19 protein-coding genes are annotated in these 22,983 nt (G+C 36.5%); 2 read left to right on the forward strand and 17 right to left on the reverse strand.

Annotation, left to right across the window (positions count from 1 at the left end):
• Positions 1 to 26: 26 nt before the first annotated feature.
• Complete coding sequence (locus ACFO3D_RS07215; RefSeq protein ID WP_390294262.1) at positions 27 to 1,193, reverse strand: nucleotide sugar dehydrogenase; 1,167 nt, start codon at positions 1,191 to 1,193, stop codon at positions 27 to 29.
• 229 nt (positions 1,194 to 1,422) lie between these two features.
• Between ACFO3D_RS07215 and tagD the strand changes: the two genes are divergently transcribed.
• Positions 1,423 to 1,809 (forward strand): glycerol-3-phosphate cytidylyltransferase, encoded by a 387-nt coding sequence (tagD, locus tag ACFO3D_RS07220; RefSeq protein WP_390294264.1) that lies wholly within the window; start codon positions 1,423 to 1,425, stop codon positions 1,807 to 1,809.
• A 49-nt stretch (positions 1,810 to 1,858) separates the two neighbouring features.
• Here tagD and cysQ read toward each other — a convergent pair whose 3' ends face one another.
• The 6 genes from cysQ to ACFO3D_RS07250 form a co-directional block, all read right to left on the reverse strand.
• Positions 1,859 to 2,656 (reverse strand): 3'(2'),5'-bisphosphate nucleotidase CysQ, encoded by a 798-nt coding sequence (cysQ, locus tag ACFO3D_RS07225; protein ID WP_390294266.1) that lies wholly within the window; start codon positions 2,654 to 2,656, stop codon positions 1,859 to 1,861.
• The gene (gene cysC, locus ACFO3D_RS07230; RefSeq protein ID WP_390294268.1) at positions 2,656 to 3,258 is read right to left on the reverse strand and encodes an adenylyl-sulfate kinase; all 603 of its coding nucleotides are present in this window, start codon (positions 3,256 to 3,258) and stop codon (positions 2,656 to 2,658) included. Before cysC ends, cysQ begins: the two co-directional genes overlap by 1 nt.
• Positions 3,259 to 3,270: 12 nt before the next feature.
• The gene (locus ACFO3D_RS07235) at positions 3,271 to 5,052 is read right to left on the reverse strand and encodes an SLC13 family permease (RefSeq protein ID WP_390294270.1); all 1,782 of its coding nucleotides are present in this window, start codon (positions 5,050 to 5,052) and stop codon (positions 3,271 to 3,273) included.
• Positions 5,053 to 5,068: 16 nt separating this feature from the next.
• Positions 5,069 to 6,238: a sulfate adenylyltransferase gene (gene sat / locus ACFO3D_RS07240; RefSeq protein ID WP_390294272.1), complete on the reverse strand. Its 1,170-nt coding sequence runs from the start codon at positions 6,236 to 6,238 to the stop codon at positions 5,069 to 5,071.
• A 90-nt stretch (positions 6,239 to 6,328) separates the two neighbouring features.
• The gene (locus ACFO3D_RS07245) at positions 6,329 to 7,045 is read right to left on the reverse strand and encodes an acyltransferase (RefSeq protein WP_390294274.1); all 717 of its coding nucleotides are present in this window, start codon (positions 7,043 to 7,045) and stop codon (positions 6,329 to 6,331) included.
• Positions 7,046 to 7,054: 9 nt separating this feature from the next.
• Positions 7,055 to 8,170, reverse strand: coding sequence for a DegT/DnrJ/EryC1/StrS family aminotransferase (locus ACFO3D_RS07250; RefSeq protein ID WP_390294276.1), 1,116 nt, complete (start codon positions 8,168 to 8,170; stop codon positions 7,055 to 7,057).
• 304 nt (positions 8,171 to 8,474) lie between these two features.
• Between ACFO3D_RS07250 and ACFO3D_RS07255 the strand changes: the two genes are divergently transcribed.
• Positions 8,475 to 9,473, forward strand: a complete 999-nt coding sequence (locus ACFO3D_RS07255) for an LCP family protein (protein WP_390294278.1) — start codon at positions 8,475 to 8,477, stop codon at positions 9,471 to 9,473.
• A gap of 87 nt (positions 9,474 to 9,560) precedes the next feature.
• Here the strand turns inward: ACFO3D_RS07255 and ACFO3D_RS07260 are convergent, their stop codons facing one another.
• The 10 genes from ACFO3D_RS07260 to ACFO3D_RS07305 all read right to left on the reverse strand — a co-directional run bounded on the left by ACFO3D_RS07260 (position 9,561) and on the right by ACFO3D_RS07305 (position 22,959).
• Entirely contained in the window at positions 9,561 to 10,583 is a 1,023-nt protein-coding gene (locus ACFO3D_RS07260; RefSeq protein ID WP_390294280.1) for a Gfo/Idh/MocA family protein, read from the reverse strand.
• A gap of 35 nt (positions 10,584 to 10,618) precedes the next feature.
• On the reverse strand, positions 10,619 to 11,503 hold the full coding sequence (locus ACFO3D_RS07265) for a PIG-L deacetylase family protein (protein ID WP_390294282.1): 885 nt from the start codon (positions 11,501 to 11,503) through the stop codon (positions 10,619 to 10,621).
• A gap of 28 nt (positions 11,504 to 11,531) precedes the next feature.
• Positions 11,532 to 12,350 (reverse strand): sulfotransferase domain-containing protein, encoded by an 819-nt coding sequence (locus ACFO3D_RS07270; RefSeq protein WP_390294284.1) that lies wholly within the window; start codon positions 12,348 to 12,350, stop codon positions 11,532 to 11,534.
• Positions 12,351 to 12,389: 39 nt separating this feature from the next.
• Positions 12,390 to 13,385 (reverse strand): sulfotransferase family protein, encoded by a 996-nt coding sequence (locus tag ACFO3D_RS07275; protein WP_390294286.1) that lies wholly within the window; start codon positions 13,383 to 13,385, stop codon positions 12,390 to 12,392.
• 17 nt (positions 13,386 to 13,402) lie between these two features.
• A complete protein-coding gene (pssE, locus tag ACFO3D_RS07280; protein ID WP_390294288.1) occupies positions 13,403 to 13,885 on the reverse strand; it encodes a PssE/Cps14G family polysaccharide biosynthesis glycosyltransferase in 483 nt (160 codons plus the stop codon).
• Positions 13,882 to 14,349: a PssD/Cps14F family polysaccharide biosynthesis glycosyltransferase gene (gene pssD / locus ACFO3D_RS07285; protein WP_390294290.1), complete on the reverse strand. Its 468-nt coding sequence runs from the start codon at positions 14,347 to 14,349 to the stop codon at positions 13,882 to 13,884. Before pssD ends, pssE begins: the two co-directional genes overlap by 4 nt.
• Positions 14,342 to 15,451, reverse strand: a complete 1,110-nt coding sequence (locus tag ACFO3D_RS07290) for a glycosyltransferase (RefSeq protein WP_390294292.1) — start codon at positions 15,449 to 15,451, stop codon at positions 14,342 to 14,344. Before ACFO3D_RS07290 ends, pssD begins: the two co-directional genes overlap by 8 nt.
• Positions 15,452 to 15,688: 237 nt before the next feature.
• Entirely contained in the window at positions 15,689 to 20,191 is a 4,503-nt protein-coding gene (locus ACFO3D_RS07295) for a PA14 domain-containing protein (protein ID WP_390294294.1), read from the reverse strand.
• A 52-nt stretch (positions 20,192 to 20,243) separates the two neighbouring features.
• Positions 20,244 to 21,647, reverse strand: coding sequence for an O-antigen ligase family protein (locus ACFO3D_RS07300; protein ID WP_390294296.1), 1,404 nt, complete (start codon positions 21,645 to 21,647; stop codon positions 20,244 to 20,246).
• 70 nt (positions 21,648 to 21,717) lie between these two features.
• Positions 21,718 to 22,959: a glycosyltransferase family 4 protein gene (locus ACFO3D_RS07305; protein ID WP_390294298.1), complete on the reverse strand. Its 1,242-nt coding sequence runs from the start codon at positions 22,957 to 22,959 to the stop codon at positions 21,718 to 21,720.
• Positions 22,960 to 22,983 lie beyond the last annotated feature (24 nt).

The following is a 22,983-nucleotide window of genomic DNA, read 5'->3' on the forward strand; positions in this document are numbered from 1 at the left end:
AAGAAACATTATTTCCCCATTTTTACTTAGTCCCTGCTGAACAGGTCCCTAGTGTATACTTTTTCCTTAACTTCTTTTAATTCGTCTGACAAACGATTAGCCACAATAATATCAGATGTTTGTTTGAACTCCTCAAAATCATTTATCACTCTTGAATTAAAGAATTCTTTCTCCTTAAGAGCGGGTTCATAAATGACTACTTCAATACCCTCTGCTTTAAGTCGCTTCATAACTCCTTGAATGGCCGACTGTCTGAAGTTATCTGAGTCTGTTTTCATTGTTAGGCGATAAATCCCTACAATTTTAGGATTTCGTTTTAGAATCATGTCTGCAATATGATCTTTCCTAGTCCTGTTTGCATCCACAATTGCGCCCATAATATTGTTCGGTACGTCTTCATAGTTAGCAAGAAGCTGCTTGGTATCTTTCGGCAAGCAGTAACCGCCATATCCAAAGGAAGGATTATTATAATGGTTTCCAATCCTTGGGTCTAATCCAACTCCATCAATTATCTGCTTTGTATTAAGGCCTCTAATCTCTGCATAGGAATCCAGTTCATTAAAGAATGCCACTCGCATGGCCAAATACGTATTAGCAAATAACTTGATTGCCTCAGCTTCTGTTGAGTTAGTAAAGAGAACGTCAATGTTTTCCTTTTCTGCTCCTTCTACAAGCAACTCCGCGAATACTTTTGCTCGCTCAGACTGCTCCCCTACAACTATTCTGGAAGGGTATAAGTTATCATATAAAGCCTTACCCTCACGTAGAAATTCAGGAGAGAAAATAATATTCTCTGTATTAAACTTTTCACGCACATCTTCGGTATAACCCACTGGTACTGTAGATTTGATAACCATTAATGCCTCTGGATTAATCTCCAGAACACTAGTTATCACATCTTCAACTGTACTGGTATCAAAATAGTTTTTATCTGGGTCATAGTTTGTAGGCGTAGAAATAATTATGATTTCCGCATCTTTAAAGGCCTCTTCCTTTTTGACTGTGGCTTTTAAATGTAACTCTTTGTGTGTTAGAAACTCTTCAATATCCGGGTCAATGATTGGAGATTTACCATTGTTAATCATTTCTACTTTCGTCTGAACAATATCAAGCGCAGTCACTTTATTATGCTGCGCCAATAATACTGCGTTAGACAGGCCAACATAGCCTGTGCCCGCAACGGTAATGTTCATATTCAACACCTCAGCATTATTATTTAAAGTTAAATTCTCTTAAATCGTTATTATAGTACCCCTTTATAGCTTTTGAAAAGCAGTCATTTGGACTTTAACATATATGTATCCTATTTCTATTGAACTGGGCTTTTTTATGATAACACTAACTATTCAAAATAGCGAAGAAGCATTTGGACAAAGACGATACTGTGTTAATATTGATATAATTGATTAGGAGGATCATAAAATGAAAAAAATCGTTACTTACGGTACCTATGATTTAATACATGCAGGGCATATTAATCTGCTGCGACGAGCAAAGAGTATGGGTGATTACTTAATTGTAGGTATATCAACTGATCATTTTAACAAGATTAAAAACAAACAGGCATATCATTCATTTGAAGACCGCAAGCTCATATTAGAATCTATTCGCTATGTTGATATGGTGATCCCTGAAGATTCATGGAAGCAAAAAGTTAATGACATAAAAGAATTCGATATAGATACTTTGGTTATGGGTGATGACTGGATAGGCAAATTTGATTATTTAAAGAGCTATTGTAATGTAATATATTTACCTCGTACAAAAGGTATTTCTACTTCAGAGATAAAAAGGGGTATATCTGATTAGAAAGCGAAACCTTCAGTGGAGATATACCCCAATCGAGTAAAAGCCAATATTATCTTTCAGCCAAAAACCATCCATTTTTTAAATTTTCCCGATTATAGTAAAACCTTTCCTTATCTTCATAACGAGTTACTTTCCCACCAGATGCTTCTACAATTGCCTGTCCAGCACCTGTGTCCCATTCCATAGTTGGCGCGTAACGAGGATAGTAATCCGCCTTACCTTCAGCGACCAAGCAAAACTTTAGTGAGCTCCCCGCTGATACTACATCTACTTCCCGCTTCTTCCTGAGTTCATTGATAAACTCTTCTGTTTCCGCAGACATATGAGAACGACTAGCTACCACATTGACTTTTGAAGAATCATTCTTCTGAGGTAAAGCAATACTTTTAACCAGCAAATCTTTCTCATCCATGATTTCCTTCTTAGAAGCATTCTCCAGTTTAAAGGCACCTAGATCCTCTTTTCCAAAGTAGAATGTGTCTAAAACAGGTGCATAAATTACCCCTAGGATAGGGTATTTATCTTTTATTACAGCGATATTGACTGTAAATTCACCATTCTTCTTTATAAATTCCTTAGTACCGTCTAAAGGATCGACCAAAAAGAACTCATTCCAGTCCTTACGTTCCTGATAGGAAATGTTTCTGCCCTCTTCACTTAATACAGGCAAATTAGGGTGACTCTGCAATCCCTTCATTATAGCCTGGTGAGACCTTTGATCAGCCTCCGTAAGGGGTGAATTGTCTTCTTTGGTCTCTACTTCTATATCTTGTTTATACACTGCAAGGATTTCCTGTCCGGCCACCAAGGATATTTCCAATAAGTTTTTTATATTAACACCCGTCATTATTCCAAATACCCTTTCTCTTTCAGATATTCTATTATGGTTTGAACAGATTCTTCTATGCTTAATTTATCTGTATTCACGGTAACTTCAGGGTTTTTCGGTTCTTCATAAGGAGCGTCAATCCCTGTGAATCCTTTTATTTCCCCAGCACGTGCTTTCTTGTACAAGCCCTTAGGGTCACGTGACTCACATGTTTCTACACTTGCTTTAACATAAACCTCTATGAATTCACCTTCATCTAGCAGTTCACGTACATTATCCCGGTCTTCGCGGTATGGAGAGATAAATGCAGTGAGGGTAAATAACCCTGCATCGACCATTAGCTTGGAAACTTCACCTATTCGGCGAATGTTCTCTGTCCTGTCTTCAGGGCTAAATCCCAAATTTTTATTTAGTCCGTGCCGTACATTATCCCCATCTAGGCGGTATGTGCGTACTCCCAGATTATGAAGTTCCTTCTCCAGCTCCACTGAGACAGTTGATTTACCTGAACCCGAGAGACCAGTAAACCAAATAACGGCGCTCTTATGATTGTTCAGGTTTTGACGATGTTCCTTGGTCACTTTTGAATCGTGCCACACGATGTTTTCTGACTTAGACATAAACTTTTCCTCCTAAAACCATACGTAATAAATTATTGAAACAGCAGTGATCATTACTAGAATGCTAAGTGGTGTACCTACTTTTATATAATCTTTAAAAGTATAGCCACCTGGTCCGTAAACGATTAGGTTCGTCTGATAACCAATCGGTGTTACAAAACTCGCAGATGCTGCAATGGCAATTGTTACTGCAAATCCCATAGGATCTACGTTTAATTGGTCGGCCAGTGCAATTCCGATTGGTACCATAAGAACCGCGGCTGCTGTATTGGTAATCAATTCAGTAAACAAATTCGTTAAAAAATATACCATAAAGACCATTGTAAGCAACCCTAATGGCTCCCCGAAATTTACCAGGCCATTCGCAATCCATTGGGCAAGTTCTGTCTCTCTCATGGCGATCCCAATACCTAGAGCGCTTGCAATCAAAAGTAATACATCAAATTGAATATATCTCTTAGCCTCTTGTGGAGTAATAATTTTGCAGCCGATAAGTATAAGGACAGCCAAAGCCATCGCCTTAAACATACTTAATAACCCAATTGTTACTAACAAAATCATTACAACCAACAGGGCAATCGAAAACCAGCCTTTGGCAGAGTTTTGTTTAAGTGATGGTGGTGTATCAAGGGAAGATACAACATAAAAATCATTTGATTGCTGGTATTTTTCAAGGAAGTCAGTGCCAGCTAATAAAAGAAGTGTATCACCAGGCCGAAGTACAATATCACCGACCTTACTTTTAATTCTTTCATTGTTGCGATGAACTGCAATTACCCCCGCATCGTATCTTGAGCGGAACTGTGATTCTTTTATCGACTTAGTAGTTAAAACAGATTCATGAGAAACAACAACTTCAATTAGATTGGAAGTACCATTTTTTAAATCATTTAGTCCAATAGTAGTTCCGGTTTCCAATTCTAATCCTTTTATCTTTTCCAAATCTGCTATGGTAGATATTAACCCGGTAAATATCAGCCGGTCTCCATGCTTAATGATAGTGGAAGACTTAACAGGTGAAATATGCTCATTCTCCCTTATAATCTCCACTAGATATAGGCCCTTCAGGTCACGGAGCCCCGCACCTTTTACAGACTTACCAATATGCTGAAAATCACCAGTTACTTTCATTTCTGCGATATATTCTTTTGAGTCTTCTTTAATTCGTTGACTGAACCCTTTATTATCTGGTAAAAGCCTTCTTCCTATAGTAAAAAGATAAACTAAACCAATTAACGCTACAGGGATTCCCACTACAGCCAAAGTAAAGAGCGAGAACCCTTGCATACCATAAGTCCCAGTAAGCATTCCATGAACAACGAGGTTGGTTGAAGTACCAATAAGGGTGATAGTCCCGCCAAGAATAGTCACATAAGATAAAGGAATTAAAAACTTTGAAGGGGCAATGCCCCGATCTTCACACCAATTCTTTATGATAGGCGTAAATGTAACTACGATTGGCGTATTATTTAAAAAAGCAGAGAAAACAGATATTGGTACAAAAAACCTTATCATTGAACCAGTTTGGGTTTTACTGTTCTTAAGCCACCCTTTCATCATCTGGTCAATAAGCCCACTCTTTTGAACCGCTCCAGCCACAATGAATAATAACGCAATAGTCAGCATTCCTTCATTCGAAAAGCCGCTTAAGGCTTGTTCTGGAGTAAGTATACCTGTCAGTAGTAATATAACCAAAACTGCAAAAACAACCATGTCAGGCCGTGCGAGATCGAACAGTAGCACGGCAAGCATGGCTATAATCAAAAATAAAACAAATATCATATTAAACGTCATGGGAGTATTACCCCTTCTAGTCCTGCTTCATTCCTTTGATAAGGATATCAGCTACCTCAGGACGTGAAAATTCTTTTGGCGGACGCTCTCCATTACGTAATTTCTCACGTACCTTTGTTCCACTCAAGTGAACATGGTGTTCTTTACCATGAGGACAAGTTTTAGCTGTGCCCATGTTTCCACATTCTGTGCAGTAGAAAGCATGTTCAAATTTAAAAATTTGTATCCCTAATTCATCTTCAAATTGAGAAATAAACTCCTGCGCTTCATATGTTCCATAATAATCGCCAACACCTGCATGGTCTCGCCCAACTATAAAGTGGGTACAACCAAAGTTCTTACGGACAATTGCGTGTAATACCGCTTCTTTCGGGCCTGCATAACGCATTGCTGCAGGATAAATTGCAAGGCGAGTACGGTCAGCAGGATAATAATGCTTCAAGATTGTCTGATAACTTTCCATTCGAATATCAGCAGGAATGTCATCAGACTTTGTTTCACCTACTAATGGATTGAGCAATAGCCCATCAACAGCTTCCAATGCACACTTCTGAATGTATTCGTGCGCCCGGTGAACTGGATTACGTGTCTGGAAACCAACAATAGTTTTCCATCCTAAGTCCGCAAACATTGCTCGGGTTTCGCTTGGATCCATGTAAAACTCATTAAATCCCCCATGATCAGGGCGATTTAATAAAGTAATCGGTCCACCAAGATATACATCTCCCCGCTCATAAAGCTTCTTTACACCTGGATGAGCATCTTCCGTAGTCCCGTACACATTCTGAGCTTCAAGTTTTTTATCATAAGTATACTTTTCCTCAAGCTCCATTGTTCCGTAGATAATTCCATCTTTACCTTTAAGAGTAATCTCTTCGCCAATTTTATATTGCTCTGCTTCTTCCTGGGAGACAGATAGGGTAATTGGAATTGTCCAAACAGTTCCATCAGCCAATTGATAATTACTTACGACGCTTTCGTAATCTTTCTGGCCCATGAACCCTTTAAGAGGACTAAATCCTCCTATACCAATCAATTCGATATCGGATACGGTCCATGCAGATACTGTAAGAGAATTTAATGACTCAGCGTTTTTCAGCTTTTCTTGTTTTTTGTCATCTGATAACTCTCTGTTAACCAAAACACCACCATGTGGGGTCTGTTGCTTTACTTCCGTGTTAGTCATATAAACTTCACTCCTAATGGTTATCAATAGTTCCTATTACAGGATATCACAATCTTTTTTGTTGGCATATTAATTTTAATAGAGCTCTTTTTACTCCTGATTTCTTAGAAGTTGACTTTTCGGGACATCTCTGATTTTTTTGGCGGGAGAGCCAACTACTAAATCCTCTTTCCCCACGTCTTTGGTCACTACGCTACCAGCGGCAACAGTCCCGTCCTCTTCAATTACTTTGCCAGGTAAGACTGTTGAATTAGCTCCCAATCTGCCCCCATCCTTTACAGTAACGCCTTTGAATTTTTCATATCGTTCTTTGCTTCTTCCCATGAAATTATCATTGGTAGTTATTGCACCTGGTGCTACGAATACATAATTACCGAGAGTGGAATATGCAGTTATATAGCAATTCGTCTCTAGTTTGCATTTTTCTCCAACTTTACAGTCATTCTCTACTGCAACTCCCCTGCCGATAATAGTTCCCTCACCAATTTCCACTCTTTCACGTACGGTTGCCAAGTCCGCGACAAAAACATTATTTGCAATGGAACAATTGGCGTAAACAATGGATGAAGTACCAATTGTCACCCCTGATCCTATCTTTGCAGGAGGGAGAGTTTTAACATCAGGAAGGATTGAGGCCTTTGCTCTTACTGGTTGCTTTCCAATAACAGCATTATCCTGAATTACCACATTGTCTCCTACAACGGTACCAGAATAAATAATTACATTATTACCAATAATTACATTATCACCAAAACTTACATTATCTTCAATCACTACATTTTGTCCAAGTGAAGAAGGCTTGTTCATTCAATCCACCTACTTATTATAGAATTCCACTATCTTTTCAATAATATATTCCTGGTCTTCTTTGGGTAGTTCAGGATACATTGGAAGAGATAATACTTCCTGAGTTGCCTTTTCGGACACAGGAAAATCACCTTCCTTATATCCCAAATATTTAAAAACAGGTTGCAAATGCAAGGAATTTGGATAATAAACCATTGAATCAATTCCGTTTTCTTTTAAATAATCTTTTAATTCATCCCTTTTTTCAGCACGAATAGTATATTGATGGAATACATGATAATTTCCCTCTTTTTCAACAGGGATGGTAACATTTTCTGATACCAGTTCGGCCAACCTATTAGAATAGAACTCCGCTTTTTCCCTTCGAAGTTTACTATAATCGGAAAGCTTTTTGAATTTAACATTAAGAACGGCGGCGTGTAATTCATCAAGCCTGCTATTATAGCCTAGTACATGATGATGATATTTTGGCTTACTACCATGCACTCTAATTACTTTGCTTTTCTCAGCTATTTCATCATTATGAGTAACAATCATGCCTCCATCACCGTATGCACCTAAATTCTTCGTTGGAAAGAAACTATAAGTGGCGGCCGTCCCAATTTCCCCTGGTTTATATCCTTGGTATTCAGCATCAATAGCCTGTGCGGCATCCTCGATTACTGCTAAACCATATTTGTTCGCAATATCTTTAATTATTGTCATATCAGCCATCTGACCATATAAATGAACAGGAACAATTGCACTCGTCTTGTCAGTTATAGCCTTCTCTATCTCAGAGGTATTTATATTGAAAGTAATAGGATCAATATCCACAAATACTGGCTTCGCTCCCAATCTTGCGATAGAGCCAGCTGTCGCGAAGAAAGTGAATGTAGGAGCTATTACCTCGTCCCCCTCTTTAACCCCTGCAGCCTGCAAGGCAATATGTATTGCGTCCGATCCGTTAGCAACCCCGATTCCGTGATTCACATTACTTAAATGTGCAATATCTTCTTCAAGTTTTTTAACATTCTCCCCCAAAATAAAATGGGATGAACTTATAACTTCATCTATAGTTTCCAAAATTTCTTCTCTCATATTTTTATATTGCTCGGTTAAATCCAGCATACGAACTTTTCTCATTTTAAAAAAGTCTCCTTTGTATGAAAAGTGGTACATTACATTCGGAATTATAACATATATAAAGAAAAAATGTATTAAAAACTGTAAGAGGTGAATCTTTTTAGGGTTTCAATCGTCTAATTAATAAGAGCATATAAAGTGTGGAATGTTTTTGTAATAAAATATTAATTTTACTATGGTGCTAATTCATAGTAAAATTAATCTTAGTTTTTGATTTAGTGAATATGTAGAATAATTTTTGCATACCATTCCTTTACTCCATAACATGCAGAACCTTAGAGTAAAACAGTTAGAGGGGAATATTATGAACGAGAATACCAGAAGTAATTTAAGAAAGACAAAAAGGCGGAAGTTGAGAAAAAGAGCATTTCTAGTATTAATCCCTGCTTTATTGATATTTATAGGCCTTTCTTATTCAGCGTATTTATACGTTAAAGCCGATACGGTCTTCTCCAATTCCTATAAAGATGACGGAAGGTTAAAGTCTGATTTAAGAGCAGAAGGAGTCAATCCAAATAAAGATAATGTCTCCATTTTAATTGTAGGTGTAGATGCTAGCGACGTACGGAACAACAAAGACCACTCCAGAACAGATACATTAATGCTTGCAACCCTGAATAAGGAAGATAAAAGTGTTAAATTGGTAAGTATTCCAAGGGATACCTATGCTTTTATCCCGGAAGTAGGCTATAAAACAAAAATTAATCATGCTCATGCATACGGAGGAATAAAGGCAACGATCGATACAGTAGAGAATCTCATGGAAGTACCAGTAGACTATTATGTTAAAGTGAATTTTGAAGCGTTTATCGATGTTGTTGATGCCATAGGCGGTATTACTGTAGATGTTCCATATGAACTCTATGAGCAAAACTCACGTGATCAGAAAAAAGCTATCCACCTTCTGCCTGGGGAACAAGAATTAAATGGCGAAGAGGCTCTTGCATTGGCAAGAACAAGGAAATATGATAGTGATATAGAACGTGGCAAACGACAACAGAAAATTATAAAGTCAATTGTAAGAAAAGGCTTATCACTGGATTCTGTATTGAAATATGATGAAATTATAGAGGCCGTTGGTAAAAATATGGCTACAAACCTTACCTTTGATGAAATGAAAAGTTTTATTTCCTACGGCACAGGTGGGAATTCTCTGGATTTTCAGACATATTCTTTAAAGGGCTATGATTATCAGCCAGGTGGTACTTACTACTACAAGTTAGACGAGGCTGCCTTAGAGGAAATTAAACAATTATTGAAAGAGCACCTTGAGATATCAGAGTCTAAAACCTCTGAAACTTAAAACGAAACATCTGTTTCTTCAACTGAATAAGATTTTAATTATAAAAGCTTCTTCCTTTTAAGTGGAAGAAGCTTTTATAATTAATTACTATAAGATTACAGGATTTCCCGTACGTGACGATTCATAAATTGCCAGCACGACCTCAACAGCATTTTTACCGTCCTCAAGCGTAACGTAGGGTTGTTTGTTATTTTCAATTGCATCTACAAAGTCTTCAACAATTAATTGATGTCCATATCCATAAACCGAAGGAGGATCCTGTTCCTGGCTTTTAATAATCTCCTGTTCCTCTTGTTGGAAGTCCTGTGAGAACCTCCAGTTTTCTATACGGTTGACAGCTATTCCACCAATGCAAACAGTACCAGTTTCTCCAAATAAGTTTAGAGTCTCTTCCAGATTTGTAGGGTAAACAGTACCCGCCCCCTCAATAATCCCTATTGCTCCACTTTCAAATTCGAGAATTGCTCCACCAACATCTTCCATTTCAATGTCTCTAAATCTGGTCTTTGTAATACCAGTGACCTTTTTAACGGAACCCATCATCCAAATCAGTAAATCAATATTATGGATGCATTGATTCATTAATACACCATCTTGCATTTTTACAGTGCCACGCCAATCATCCAAACCATAGTAGCTTTCATTTCGGTTCCACCGTATACTCGCAACTCCGTGTGACATCTTTCCAAACTTGCCCTCTTCATAGGCTTTTCGTGTTTTTTGTACTGCCTCATTAAAGCGATTTTGGTGAACAGATGCGGCCTTGACATTATTTTTCTTAGCAGCTTTTATAATACGATTTGCATCTTCTATCGTAGTTGCCATTGGTTTCTCAATCATTACGTGTTTTCCTTTTTCAGCAGCTTGGACAGCCATATCAGCATGCAAAGCATTTGGGGTACATATATTTACTACTTCGATTTCCGGATTTTTTAACATTTCCTCATAACTGGAATATAGCTCTTTAACGTTATGCAAGTCAGCCAATTCATTAAGCCTTTCCTCATTCAGATCGCATAAAGCGAATAACTCACTTTCCGAAGCATTACTAATAGCCTCAGCATGTTTCTTGGCAATTCTTCCACACCCTACTATCGCAAATTTTTTCATTGTATATATCTCCTCTACTTATGCTTTATGTTGAATTATTTTAACACATCTTTATATAATGACCGCTTATATCGTATATTTTTAAATATAGCCCACAGTAATGTAACTTTCCTGTTGACTTGTTTAAATTGATTAGGAAAATTCTCATGAATAGGCCATATCTGGTTCATTTTATTAATATACTGATCCGAACTAACCTCTAAAAATGTCTCAACCTTTTGGCTTTTTTTGTTCTGAATCATGTGCTTCTTAATCTCGTTAAGAAACAAGAAACCATCAAATGCAATTACTTGGGATTTAAATACTTCTATAGCCTCAACCTTATCTGAGTATTCTTCGGTAACATCTACTACTATATTTATTTTTTCTTTTGGCAATGGACAGTTCACTTCGTATAGCCGAATAGAATATTTTTTGTCCAATTTTTCTAAAGTATCAGCTACTATTTTATTGGTGGCAATGTGGTCTTTATGCGCATCTACAAACGGAGGTGTATAGATTATGTCCGGGTTAACTTCTTGGATTATATCTTTTAAATATGCCAAGGATTCTTTATTGCTCTTTACGTTCCCGTCTGGGAGATCCATGTAATAAATATGATTGATTCCCAATATATCTTTTACTAGGGTCATCTCTTGTTTTCGGATATTGGAGAGTTCCTCTTTCTCTATATCACTAACACTGGACGCACCATCCGTCACAAACACACAATATACATCCGCACCGTATTTTTTGTGTTTTTTTATAGTGCCACCAAGCCCAATAGTTTCATCGTCCATATGAGGCGCCAAAATTAACACTCTTTTATTTGCACTAATATCTGTTAATTCAAGGTTATCTTGATAGTAACTTTTCAGTACCAAAGAAGTTATTGGATTTACTATGGGTCTCATTATATTCATTAATAAACTTTTTACCATATATTCCCATCACCTGCAATCTCTATCTTTAAAGAAGTTTATAATCATACTCTTTCATTTTCTCTTCACAAATGTTATTAATTCGCTCTATGTTTCTTTCTCCAAAGAAATCTAGTTTATTTACACTCCGATTTCCTGCAGGCTGATATTGGATATCCACCTTATCAGAGATATCATTTACGATTGGAAGGTTAAGCTCTTTAGCCAACTGCTTAATTGAATTTACTTTATCTCTCTTAAAGTCCTCATATTTAATTAAAATAAAATCATCTTTATTCTGCTCATAAATCTCTATACACCTTAGCCATCTGTATGACATCCATTCAATATAATTTTCACCGTTTATCCCTAACCATCTGCTATCAATTACTTTCTTCCAGTTTTCATTGGCATGATTCCATTTTTCTTTATAATCAGCCGATATATTATCTACATTACCTGGTATATCCACACGATTTAGTATGCTTCTGATATTATCATAAGGATTACGTATGATGAATACATTTTTAGGTGAGTTAAAATAGGATTTAATTTCATCATATAAAAATGTTAACGAAGGTTCTTTTATAACTTCCCTGGAGAAATCATACTTGTTTCGCTCAACAAATTCCTTGAAAGATATTTGACCTTGATGCAATTTGGATTGAGTAGGTTCATATATTCCAAGCAAGTCAATGGTGACTGTTTTATCAGCTATCTCAGCCAACAAAGCACCAATTGCTGAAGTACCACTTTTCTGGTTCCCCAGTACAAAAATTGGGCTTAAATTTATATCGTATTTCTGATTTAATCTATATCTCTTTATATCACGGGGTAGATGATACACTTTCCGAAGAAACTTCCTCAAGCTTATTTCCTCCCATCTATATATTTACAATAATAGGTTTCACTTCAGATAAAACCTAGGAAACAGTCGATTTCCAATATATGATTTTAGATTATCCTCTGCTTTGTCCCTTTTCCAGAAAGACTCTGATGGTTCAAGTTTTTCGTAGTTATATTTACTGAGTATTTGAGAGAATAATTTGTTTACCAGCTTGATCTCAATGTCAGTAATATTGGTTTTCCATGAATTTATATTCTTTGCTGAAATGCCTTTAAATTCCACATTATTCGTACTGTTTCCTGCCCAGTTTCCCCCCAATGAAGATGGTTGGTACAATGAGTTTTGATTTGGGATACCCAGGAATTCAGCAATTTCAGAAATCGTCTCATCAGGTTTAGTGAGGAGATCTTCATATCGAATAACAAAATAATTATCTATAATTCGTTGATTCTTTTCTAGGTAATAATAAGAGTTATAAAGTGCATTAACTGGGTCCCTTAGAAAAGGAAACTTATTCCTCCCTATGTACTTACGAATGGAAACTAAATTTGAGTAAGGATTCCTAATAATATGGACAAATTTAGCATGCGGATACATCTTCTGTAAATCAGCAGCAAATTCTCCATGCTCAACTGACTTCTCCACTATCCTCTTGTTCTGTGGAATAGGTTTCTTCTGAATCAATTGGTAAGGAGTTTCAAGAAAAAAGTCAACTAGGTCTTTATCCGAAATTTCTTGATCAGTCTCCAGACGCTGTTTTACTAAATTGTTCAACAGGTCTAAATCCCATATATTTCTTGTATCACTATCGGCATATTTATCGAATGCCTGATTAGAGTATTCAATCCATTCTTTAAAGTTTCTAACCTTTTCTCTAACGGATAGTTGCTTGGGATAATTTTTTCTCATATCATAATCTATCCAATATCCCAAGTGTTTAAATGGATGAATTTCATTAGGGATTACAAATAAATCTTCATGACTATCTAGCAAAGACCTTAACAGGCTTGTACCCGATTTATGATTACCTATCAAAAAAATAGGACTTTGATGCATTCGAATCTCTCCTTACTTCAACTGTTTTTTTCTATGAAGTCATCAATTAACTTGATCATTTTTTCTTTACCTGAGACAAATGGCTTAGGTGAAAACTCTTCAACTGATTTCATTACTTCCTGTAGAGGAGTTCTATCATCCCATTCAAGGATATGCCCCTTCTCCTTGAATACATCAACCAATTCGAGTTGATGATTGTCATTGTGTTCTCCATACTCTTTTAACCGAGCTACCGCAATTACTTTCTTATTCTTTTTCAAACCTGTAATAACGGAACCTGTTCCCGCATGGGTTATTATGAGTCTTGCCCGATCATAAATACTTTCCATTTCTTCATAACTCATGAAAGGCTGTATAGTTAACAAATCACTCGAATAATTGGTATGACCACTTTGTACAATAATTTCTTCTTTAATAAATCCCTCTTTTTTAAGTCGTTCTATTTCTTTAACTAATCTGGTGAAAGGAAGCTCGTGGGTTCCTAAAATTACGAATATCAATAGATAGACCCCCCATAGACAGCCTTAGGATATACCTTTTTCATACTTTCCCATTGAACTATAAATAAATCAGCTATTGGATATACCATTCTTCCTGACAGCGTAGGACTTGATGATTTTGCAAAACTTTCGATGAAGATAACCTTTTTACCGAACAACTTTGCAAAGTAACACATCGGGACAGCGGTATGTACACCTGTAGTTACTACCACATCCGGTCGTTTTTTTAAAAAAATTAGTAACGACTTGATAATGTTAAAAGAAAATTTAAAAATATATTTAACTGGATAGTTTCTTGCTCCATAAGTAAGAAATGAGATAGAATATTTATCTTTAAGATGTTTGGTTACTTCCGATTTTTCAGTAACCAAATGGTAATCATACTTATTAAATAATGATTGAAGTTGTAAGAGCTGGGTTAAATGCCCACCAATTGAGGATATAAATAATACCTTTTTACTCATAATGTCTCTCCTCGATGTTTTTGTAGATGTTTACTATGCTTTGAATAATTACTTCTTGATCAAATTCTTCAGCTTTATTCTCTCCGTTTTTGATAAGCATAGTCTTTATTTTGTCACTCTCAAGTATCTTTTTAATTCCCTCTTTCAAAGAATCTTCACTCTTTGGCTCTACCAGGATTCCTACGTCATTTCGTAATAGATACGAAAGCCCGCCAACATCACTCCCCACTACGGGCGTGTTTGTCGAAAGTGCCTCTAAAGCAACTAGCCCAAAGCCTTCTATATGAGAAGGTAATATAAATGCATCTGCTGCAGCCATCCATGAAGCAATTTCCTTTTGTCCCTTGGGTGGATGGATGGAAATATCCTCTACATCCAGCCTTTCAATTAAATTGTGAACTTCCTGAATATATTGGGGATCTTTCTGGGCCCCTATTATATCCAATTGAAGATCATCAAATGATTTTTTCAAATTGGCAAAAGCCTTAATTAACTCATCGATTCCTTTAGCTCTAATAATATTTCCTACGAAAAGTAATCTTTTTGTGTCTGTGGCTAATCCTAGCTGCTTCCTCATTTGATCTTGGTCGAAGGGTATAAAAACGTCCCGATTTACACCCATATTTAGCACATATATATTATTCGAATCGATATGAAAGTTTTTAACGATATCTTCCTTAAGTTTTTCACCTACTGCGATAACTGCGTCTGCTTCTTTGAGTATTTTTTCCGTAATCATAAAGATTACCTTATTTTTATAAGGCATCCTATCAATATCCCCACCATGTGCGGTAACCACATAAGGTATATTTCTAACCTTTTTAAACAACAGTGCAATTAATCCTGATGGGAAAACATAATGTGCATGTACCAAATTATACTTTTTATAGTTAAATAATAAAGAGTATAAGGATTTTGCAAACCAAACTCCATATTTTTTAAGAACGTTAAATTTCCCACTTTTATCATCGCTAATTACGATGTTATCCCCTTTAACCCCCTTAGCATTGAGGAGATCTATTTGGTTTTTTACAAACACACCAAAACTGGGATTCTTCTTCCCAGGATACATATTACTTATGAATAAAGTTTTATTGCGCATATAAATCACCTTACCAATCTGTAGATACCCGTAATAATTTTAACTTATTTACTATAATTAATAAACAAATTTCACCCGTTTCTTTTTACAATGGACATAAAAACACCACAGGCACAAGTCCCGTGGTAGAGCCAAATTTTATACTTTCTTATCTTTTAAAAAAGGCTACCTCAAAACATTAGTAAGTTTTGAAGTAGCACTAAATTTAATTTCTATCCTCTTACAGAGAAAATACGATTACTTTTTATATTGTGGAATCTCAAATGAAATTGAATAAGACTCTAGTAAACTAAATATATTGTTCATTGTAGATGTTTGCTTCCAAGCCCATCCAATATCAGTAGCATATTGATGTGTTGCATATCCATATTTAGCTGCTGCTTCCGGATTCCACCGCATTTTATAGAGAGTATCCTGACCATTATTAACATAGCCTTCACCGATAAATTGGGCCCCCCCTATTATTGCAGATTCAGGTGTAAACCAACCGGCATCATATGCGTATTGTGCTCCACATTCAAGTGGGCAACTATCCTTTGCCCCTATACCATACATATTGTAGACTGTTCGTTTCCCTTTGCTTCCATCCACCACTATACCGGTTGCAAGTGAAGAGGTTCCATTTCCAGTCTCCAATAGCGCATGGGAAATGAGGTATATCTCATTAACGCCGTGTTTATTCCCTGCCTCTGAAAATGCTTGAGCCTTCCCATCTAAAATACCCTTACCATTTAATATCTTATTATTTACTTCCTGTACATCCAAATTAGCTGAATGTGAAAGTTTCAAGAACTGCAAGGAATCTTTAAATGTATCAGTAAAGTTGTTTGGGTTAAGGTTATATCTAACATCCTCTCTATCAGCAACTACCCAGCCTGAGGTATATTTAATGTGATGCCATATATACCCATCTGAAGCTTTAGTGCTCTTATAAAGCGGATAAACTTCCCCATTATCCACTTGGCCGCCTGCGATATACTGTGTACCTGGTCCTCTTCTCAAGTTCCAGTTATCCCCTTGTACTGTTCCCTTTCCGTTGGAAGGTTGGTTTTCAAGCAAACCATCCTCACGAATCCATAAAGGATATCGTTTATCGGTTTGTGGAGACACTCTCATCTGAATATCAGTCATTTGTTCAAGAGTTAAATCATAAGGGATATAATTAACTTCCTTCTTAACTGGAATATCAATTCCAAAATCGATATGAGCTCGTCCTATACCCTCGTTATATTCAACCTTTATTGTATGTGTTCCCTTGGTTAAGTTCACAATTCTCTTATACCCATTATTACTGCCATACCATGCACCTAGAATTTTTTTACCATCAACGTAAATTCTAATTCCATCATCAGACTTCACCGAAAACTCATAGTCTTTCTGTTGGGGTACATATAGTTTCTTAGTAAAAGTCGCAGAGAAATTATCCACCGGTATTTTTTCATGAGGTGAACTCTGATCCCAATCAAAATTCAGGTTAGGAATAGGGTCTACCGAACCTACCCCTCCAACAATAATTGGTTCACCAGACAAATTATTGTTAGGATAATATTCTGCCAACCAACTCTCTTCTCCTATAACAGTATTATAAGGTTGGAGGGAAAAAGATACTTTGCTAGCGCCACTACGTTCAAAGTACTGAACTTCAATCCAGTGAACATCTTTCTTACCTGTTGCTGCTTCTGGTCTATCTTTGATTTGAATTTTAGTGTTATTTTCCTTATAGGTAGACGTTGACCAGCGATCTAACACCAACTTGCCATCTATATAGACTCTTACACCATCATCCGCAGCATTTCTAATCAGATATTCACCGGCAGGGATTCTACTTGCTGTAACATAGCGAGATGAGAACCCATCACTTGGTACTTTTCCTTCAACAGGACTACCAAGCCCGCTATCTTCATTGAATTGATTCCATGGTCTCTGTGATTCTAATCTTTTTGCTGCCACTGGATGCCCACTTAAGTCCTGATTCGGATAATAGTAAGCTAACCAGGTATTGAAAGGAACAATATCCGTAAACAATGTTGCAGACCCACGGGTTTCATAATACTCTGTCTGAATCTGATGTTCTTTAGAAGTCATTCCAGTAAGTAGTGCTCGATCTATAATCCCAGATGAATCAGTCCATCTATTGATTGCATAATTCCCATCTACCTTTACTCTAACTCTATCATCGGCAAAAGTTTGAATGAAGTAATCTTTCTGATTCAACACCTGTGTCTGATTAACCAAAGCACTAAACCCGTCAGTTGGATGCCCATTTCCGGGTCCTGAATACCCCCAATTATAATGGAAGCTATCCTGATTAAACTTAGCGTAGCGAGGTTCTAGGTTAAAATTAATAGAAGCATTACCTTCAACTTCTTTATATTCCACTTTGATTTTGTGTATTCCCTCGGACAAATTAACCACTTTGGAAATATTACTAGTCCATGAATCTACTAATAATTTCCCGTCTATCCAAACTCGCATACTATCATCTGCCGATGCCTCTAATACATAATCACCAGATCTATCCATATGCACGTTTTTGGTGAACCGTGCAGAAAATTCATTTGTAGGGACTAATTCGTTCGGTGACCCCGCTCCCCAATTTAAGTTCAAATTATCAATTGGGTTAAGGGCACCCTTACCTCCTATGATAACCGGTTCTCCAGAAAAAGTTGTATTTTTATAAACTTCTCCAACCCATTCATCTTGGTTAAAGACCGTTTCAGCTGGCTGCATAGAAAAAGCTACCCGACTTGCGCTACTTCGTTCAAAGTATTGAACTTCTATCCAATGTACATCTTTTTCCCCTGCAGGTGCTTCCTCGTTATCTGTTATCTTAACTTTAACTGCGTTTTCTTGATAACCACTCGGAGTCCAGCGATCTACTACTACTTCTCCATCTATGAGAACTCTTATACCATCATCTGATCTAGCCCTTACAATGTATTCCCCTTCTGTAATATGTTTAGCTGTTACATATCTAGCTGAGAAATCATCTGTGTTTACCGTTCCTGGAACTGGGCTTCCACGTCTATTATTCTCTTCAAATTTACTCCCCTCCCCTTGTGAAGGAAGTTGCTTGGAAGCAATTGGATGCCCGAGTAACTCCTGATTCGGATAGTAATAAGCCAACCAGGTATTAAAAGGCACTACATGAGAATAAAGGGTCGCTGCGCCACGAGTCTCCTGAAACTCTGTAACTATGTCTTGCACTTCATTGTTCACATTGGTTAGAAGTGCCCGATCAATAATCCCAGGTGAGTCAGACCATCTATCAATAACGTGCTTACCATTAACCTTGACCCTAACTCTATCATCAGCAAACGTTTGTATGTAATGATCTTTTGAGTTAAGTTGCTGGCTTTGATTAAAAATTACATTAAAGTCATCATTTGATAACCCAGCACCAGGACCTCCATATCCCCAATTGACTTGAACATCTTTTTGAAAAAGAGTCACAGAATTGGGAACTATATCGAACTCTATAGAAGCTGCGCCTCTTCTCTCGAAATACTCAACCCTAACGTTATGGACGCCTTTAGTTAACGGCACGTTTACTTCCCGAAGGCCACCATCACTGCCTTCCCATGAATCTATTACCAGTTTATTATCTAGATAGACTCTCACACCGTCATCGGCTCTTGCTTTAATTTTGTAATATCCATATTGCGGAATGCTAATTTGCTTTTCTGCTCTCATGGAAAAGTAATCATTTGGTATAAGTCCATTAGGCGAACCTCTATGCCAGTCTAAATCTAAGTTTCTCAAATGATTAATTGTACCGGTTCCCCCTATTACATAAGGGGTTCCATTTAAATTTTCATTATTATAAAATCCAGCTACCCATTCTTTTTCAGTTATTGCCGAATCGTAAGGTTGCATAGAAAAAGATACTCGACTTGCACTACTCCTATCAAAGTACTGTACTTCAATCCAATGAATATTTGCTTCGTTTGGTTCTGCATTTAAATTATCTTTTATATTAACTTTCACTGCATCTTCTTTGTAACCACTTGATGACCAGCGTTCAAATACTACTTCTCCATCCACTAGTATTCTAGCACCATCATCTGCGCGAACCCTTAAGATGTAATCACCAGCAGGGACTCTTTTAGCAGTTACATATCGAGCTGAAAAGTAATTTTTAGATACTTTTCCAGGAATCGGGCTTTCCAATCCGTTGTTTTCTTCAAATTGGCTCCATTCTCCTTTTGATGGTATCCTCTTTGCTGCTACAGGATGGCCTTTCAAGTTCTCATTTGAATAATAATAAGCCAACCATGTATTGAAAGGAACCACATCAGAGTAAAGTGTTGCCGCTCCTCGTGCTTCATAAAACTCTGTGGATATTTTGTGCGTTCCAGCCTGCAAGTCTGGTAATACAGCTTTATTCAATATACCTGGAGAATTACTCCATCTATTAATCAAATATTCACTGTTATACCGAACTCTAACTCTATCATCCGCGAACGTCTGAATAAAATAATCACCAGAATTTAATGACTGTGTCTGATCGATTTCTACACTGAAGTTGTTGTTTTTTATTTTACTGCTTGGACTCCCATAACCCCAGTTATAATGAACCGATTTAGCTTTTTCAGTATAATCATAACTTTGAGCATTTAGAGCACCAATCGGTATTAAAATCATGAAAAAACATAAAAAACAAACAATCCGGAAAAACCTTGAAATTCCTTTCTTTACTATATTAAACCACCCCCTAAATATATACATACTATAAAACAAAAACGACAAAAACCCAATAGTTAATTCGACTTATTTTCCCAAAATCCGAACTTTAGCTTGGATTTATATCTTCATTTGTGCTACGGCTGTAAACCAAGATTAGCAAATAACTGAATACAATTGCTAAATATATACTTGATGCAGGGGATGTCAGCACATGCCCAGCTAAGAATGCCACCCCTAGTCCCAAAGACACCGCTACACCTAAAAGGATGATTTCTAAATCAAGAATTTTAAATCTCCTCTTTATTAACATTTGTATTATCTTAAATGTGTAGCCAATTAACGGGGAAACCAATAAGATAAACCCAAGGAGGCCATAAGTGAAAAAGTAATCCAAAAAGTCCATTTCAACTTGCTTTGGATTTTTTGTGTAATTTCCTCCGTAACCCATACCAAAAATTTTCTGACTCACAGGCGCATCCTGATATTGGTTGATTTTCTTATCAAGATAATGCCCTCTACCACTAAGAACATTTATTTTCTCTTCTTCCCGAGTCGAATTATCTGGTTTTTGGGTATCTTCCTCAGGTTCTTCATTATTATCCTCATTTGCAAGGCTATTTTCATCGGGTTTCGATGATTTAGACTTATCGGTATTCACGCTTACTACTAGGTCATAAAGCGACAAATTTTGCGCTGCAGGTGTAAAAGGGACGATAATCAGCACAGATAGACTAACGGAAACAAGTGTTATTAACTTCTTCCAACCCTTTGAAAAGAGTATTCCTTCTATCACTGCCCAAACTAAAGCTATACCCAACATTATAAATAGTGCGCCTATTCCTACCTTTGTTCCTATTATAAGCATAGAGAGACTTATTATAAAGAAAGACAGGGATAAATATAAACTGTTTTTTAATTTCCTCTGATTAAGTATATAGATAAGAGCAACACAAGCAGCTACAGCTAACAAAGTGCTAAGGTCATTTGCTGAAAAGAACCAACCTGAGTGGCCCTCTTTTGATAACGATTTATAGCTTCTTTTACCAGTTTCCGTTATAGAGGCAAGCACCATCACAATAGCTATTATATTTAGACAAATAAAAAAGTACTTCTGCACTTTTGTTCTCCATTTTGTACTTTTATTAAGGGAATAAAAAAGAGTTGTGTAGACTAACAACATTGAAATAAAGTACACAGTCTTTACAATATAAACTACTTCAGACGATAAACTGTAGGGTTCCTTTAAGAAATAGTTAATAAGGAAATGAATAAGCATAAAAACGCACAGAACAATAAAATAATTAGTTGCATATTTGGCAAATTTATATTTACGGTATACGGACAGTAGATAAATAAAGCCGATTCCAATTGTCAATGCTCGTACCAATTCGGAAATAGACCATCCTGCATAGGAAGTCAGGTCTAGAAAGGGTTGAAGCAAAATAAAAATCAAGAAGTACCTTTCCATTATTTTAACTAAATTATCATTTACAGTTAACTTTTTGTACATTGCGATCCCCCAATAACTATGTCTCACTTTATTTCAAAAGAATGTAGAAATACCCTTTTTTTCCTGGCGATTAGTAATCGGCAAGTTTCTTCACCACTCCAACCTCTGTGTTCATTCTTTCATCCCAGGTCCATAACTTTTCATTTTCAGTTAACTTTATAGCGTTTATTATTCTTTCTCGTTCTGCCACATCTTCATGTAATCTAGCTAGCCCCAGTGCAAGGCTTTGGGTAGTATTCTCGTTAACATCATATATATAGCCGTTTTCGTTATGCTTAATCCAACTTGCTGTATCTCCATTATTCAAGGTAATGATTGCCTTGTTGGCTCTGATAGCTTCAAGTAGAGGGTTTCCTACATTTGAAACATCATAAGTGGACAAGAAAATATCTGCTACATTTAAATATTCTTTAACCTGCTCATTTTTTATTGAACCCACGAATTTTATATATTGACTTACATTTAGCTTTTTTGCTAACTCCTCTAGTCTTCCTCTTTCAGTTCCTTCCCCTATTATGATATATTCAATGTTTTTTACATTCATTTCATTTACAACTTTACTAAATGCTTCAATACCTCTATCAACCCTTTTAACTTTAACCAACCTACATACAGTAACCACAATGGTTTTATTTTTAGGATTGTAGATTTTTTCTAATCTCTCTACCTCATGTTTCGGCAATTTTTGCTCATCTACCCCATTAGGCCAGAATTTCATGTTTCTCAAATTCTTAGAGTGTATTTTAGAAAGAACCATATCACCTTGTGTTCCATCGTTTGTTAAAATACAGAGATCTGCAGGTAAATAAAGAGAGAGAAACCCTTCCCAATTAAACAAACTTTTTAAAATCTTCTTCTCTTTTATCATTTCCGTGAAATAGAAAGTACCTTGAAATCGGGAAATTAATTTAATGCCTTTTAACTTTCCGACCAATTTCAGCAAGTTAGCCGCCAATACCCCATTAACACCATATCCGTAGCAAATGTCAATTTGCTCATTCTTTAGTACTTTACTCCCGGAAACAGCCAATTTGACAATTGAAATGTACTTTGCAAGCTTTTGAAGAAGAGCTAAAATTGGACCATTATTGAATCTGTTTCGCAATTTTGCTAGAGGTACCTCAAAGCGATATACTTTTACACCTTTTGGGTTAATCTCATCTTCATAATAGTAGTTACCATGTTTTGACATGTCTCTTTCAACTACATAATGTACTCCTATATTATGTTTTACATATGCTTCAGGGGTTTTCCGAATTACTTGTATTGATTTTTCTTTGAAGTCCTGAGCCGATAAAAAAAGTATGTTCATAAAAAATCCTCCAAGCGGAATCCA

The organism is Virgibacillus kekensis (assembly GCF_042654125.1).
GTDB classification, from domain to species: domain Bacteria; phylum Bacillota; class Bacilli; order Bacillales; family Amphibacillaceae; genus Lentibacillus; species Lentibacillus kekensis.

Excerpts from the sequence above, each read along its gene's own strand:
- ACFO3D_RS07235 (WP_390294270.1), bottom strand. The coding sequence starts at position 5,052 with ATGACGTTTAATATGATATTTGTTTTATTTTTGATTATAGCCATGCTT.
- ACFO3D_RS07215 (WP_390294262.1), bottom strand. The coding sequence starts at position 1,193 with ATGAACATTACCGTTGCGGGCACAGGCTATGTTGGCCTGTCTAACGCA.
- ACFO3D_RS07305 (WP_390294298.1), bottom strand. The coding sequence starts at position 22,959 with ATGAACATACTTTTTTTATCGGCTCAGGACTTCAAAGAAAAATCAATA.
- ACFO3D_RS07265 (WP_390294282.1), bottom strand. The coding sequence starts at position 11,503 with ATGGTAAAAAGTTTATTAATGAATATAATGAGACCCATAGTAAATCCA.
- pssD (WP_390294290.1), bottom strand. The coding sequence starts at position 14,349 with ATGAGTAAAAAGGTATTATTTATATCCTCAATTGGTGGGCATTTAACC.
- cysC (WP_390294268.1), bottom strand. The coding sequence starts at position 3,258 with ATGTCTAAGTCAGAAAACATCGTGTGGCACGATTCAAAAGTGACCAAG.
- tagD (WP_390294264.1), top strand. The coding sequence starts at position 1,423 with ATGAAAAAAATCGTTACTTACGGTACCTATGATTTAATACATGCAGGG.
- ACFO3D_RS07260 (WP_390294280.1), bottom strand. The coding sequence starts at position 10,583 with ATGAAAAAATTTGCGATAGTAGGGTGTGGAAGAATTGCCAAGAAACAT.
- ACFO3D_RS07275 (WP_390294286.1), bottom strand. The coding sequence starts at position 13,385 with ATGCATCAAAGTCCTATTTTTTTGATAGGTAATCATAAATCGGGTACA.
- ACFO3D_RS07255 (WP_390294278.1), top strand. The coding sequence starts at position 8,475 with ATGAACGAGAATACCAGAAGTAATTTAAGAAAGACAAAAAGGCGGAAG.
- ACFO3D_RS07250 (WP_390294276.1), bottom strand. The coding sequence starts at position 8,170 with ATGAGAAAAGTTCGTATGCTGGATTTAACCGAGCAATATAAAAATATG.
- ACFO3D_RS07245 (WP_390294274.1), bottom strand. The coding sequence starts at position 7,045 with ATGAACAAGCCTTCTTCACTTGGACAAAATGTAGTGATTGAAGATAAT.
- sat (WP_390294272.1), bottom strand. The coding sequence starts at position 6,238 with ATGACTAACACGGAAGTAAAGCAACAGACCCCACATGGTGGTGTTTTG.
- cysQ (WP_390294266.1), bottom strand. The coding sequence starts at position 2,656 with ATGACGGGTGTTAATATAAAAAACTTATTGGAAATATCCTTGGTGGCC.
- ACFO3D_RS07300 (WP_390294296.1), bottom strand. The coding sequence starts at position 21,647 with ATGTACAAAAAGTTAACTGTAAATGATAATTTAGTTAAAATAATGGAA.
- ACFO3D_RS07290 (WP_390294292.1), bottom strand. The coding sequence starts at position 15,451 with ATGCGCAATAAAACTTTATTCATAAGTAATATGTATCCTGGGAAGAAG.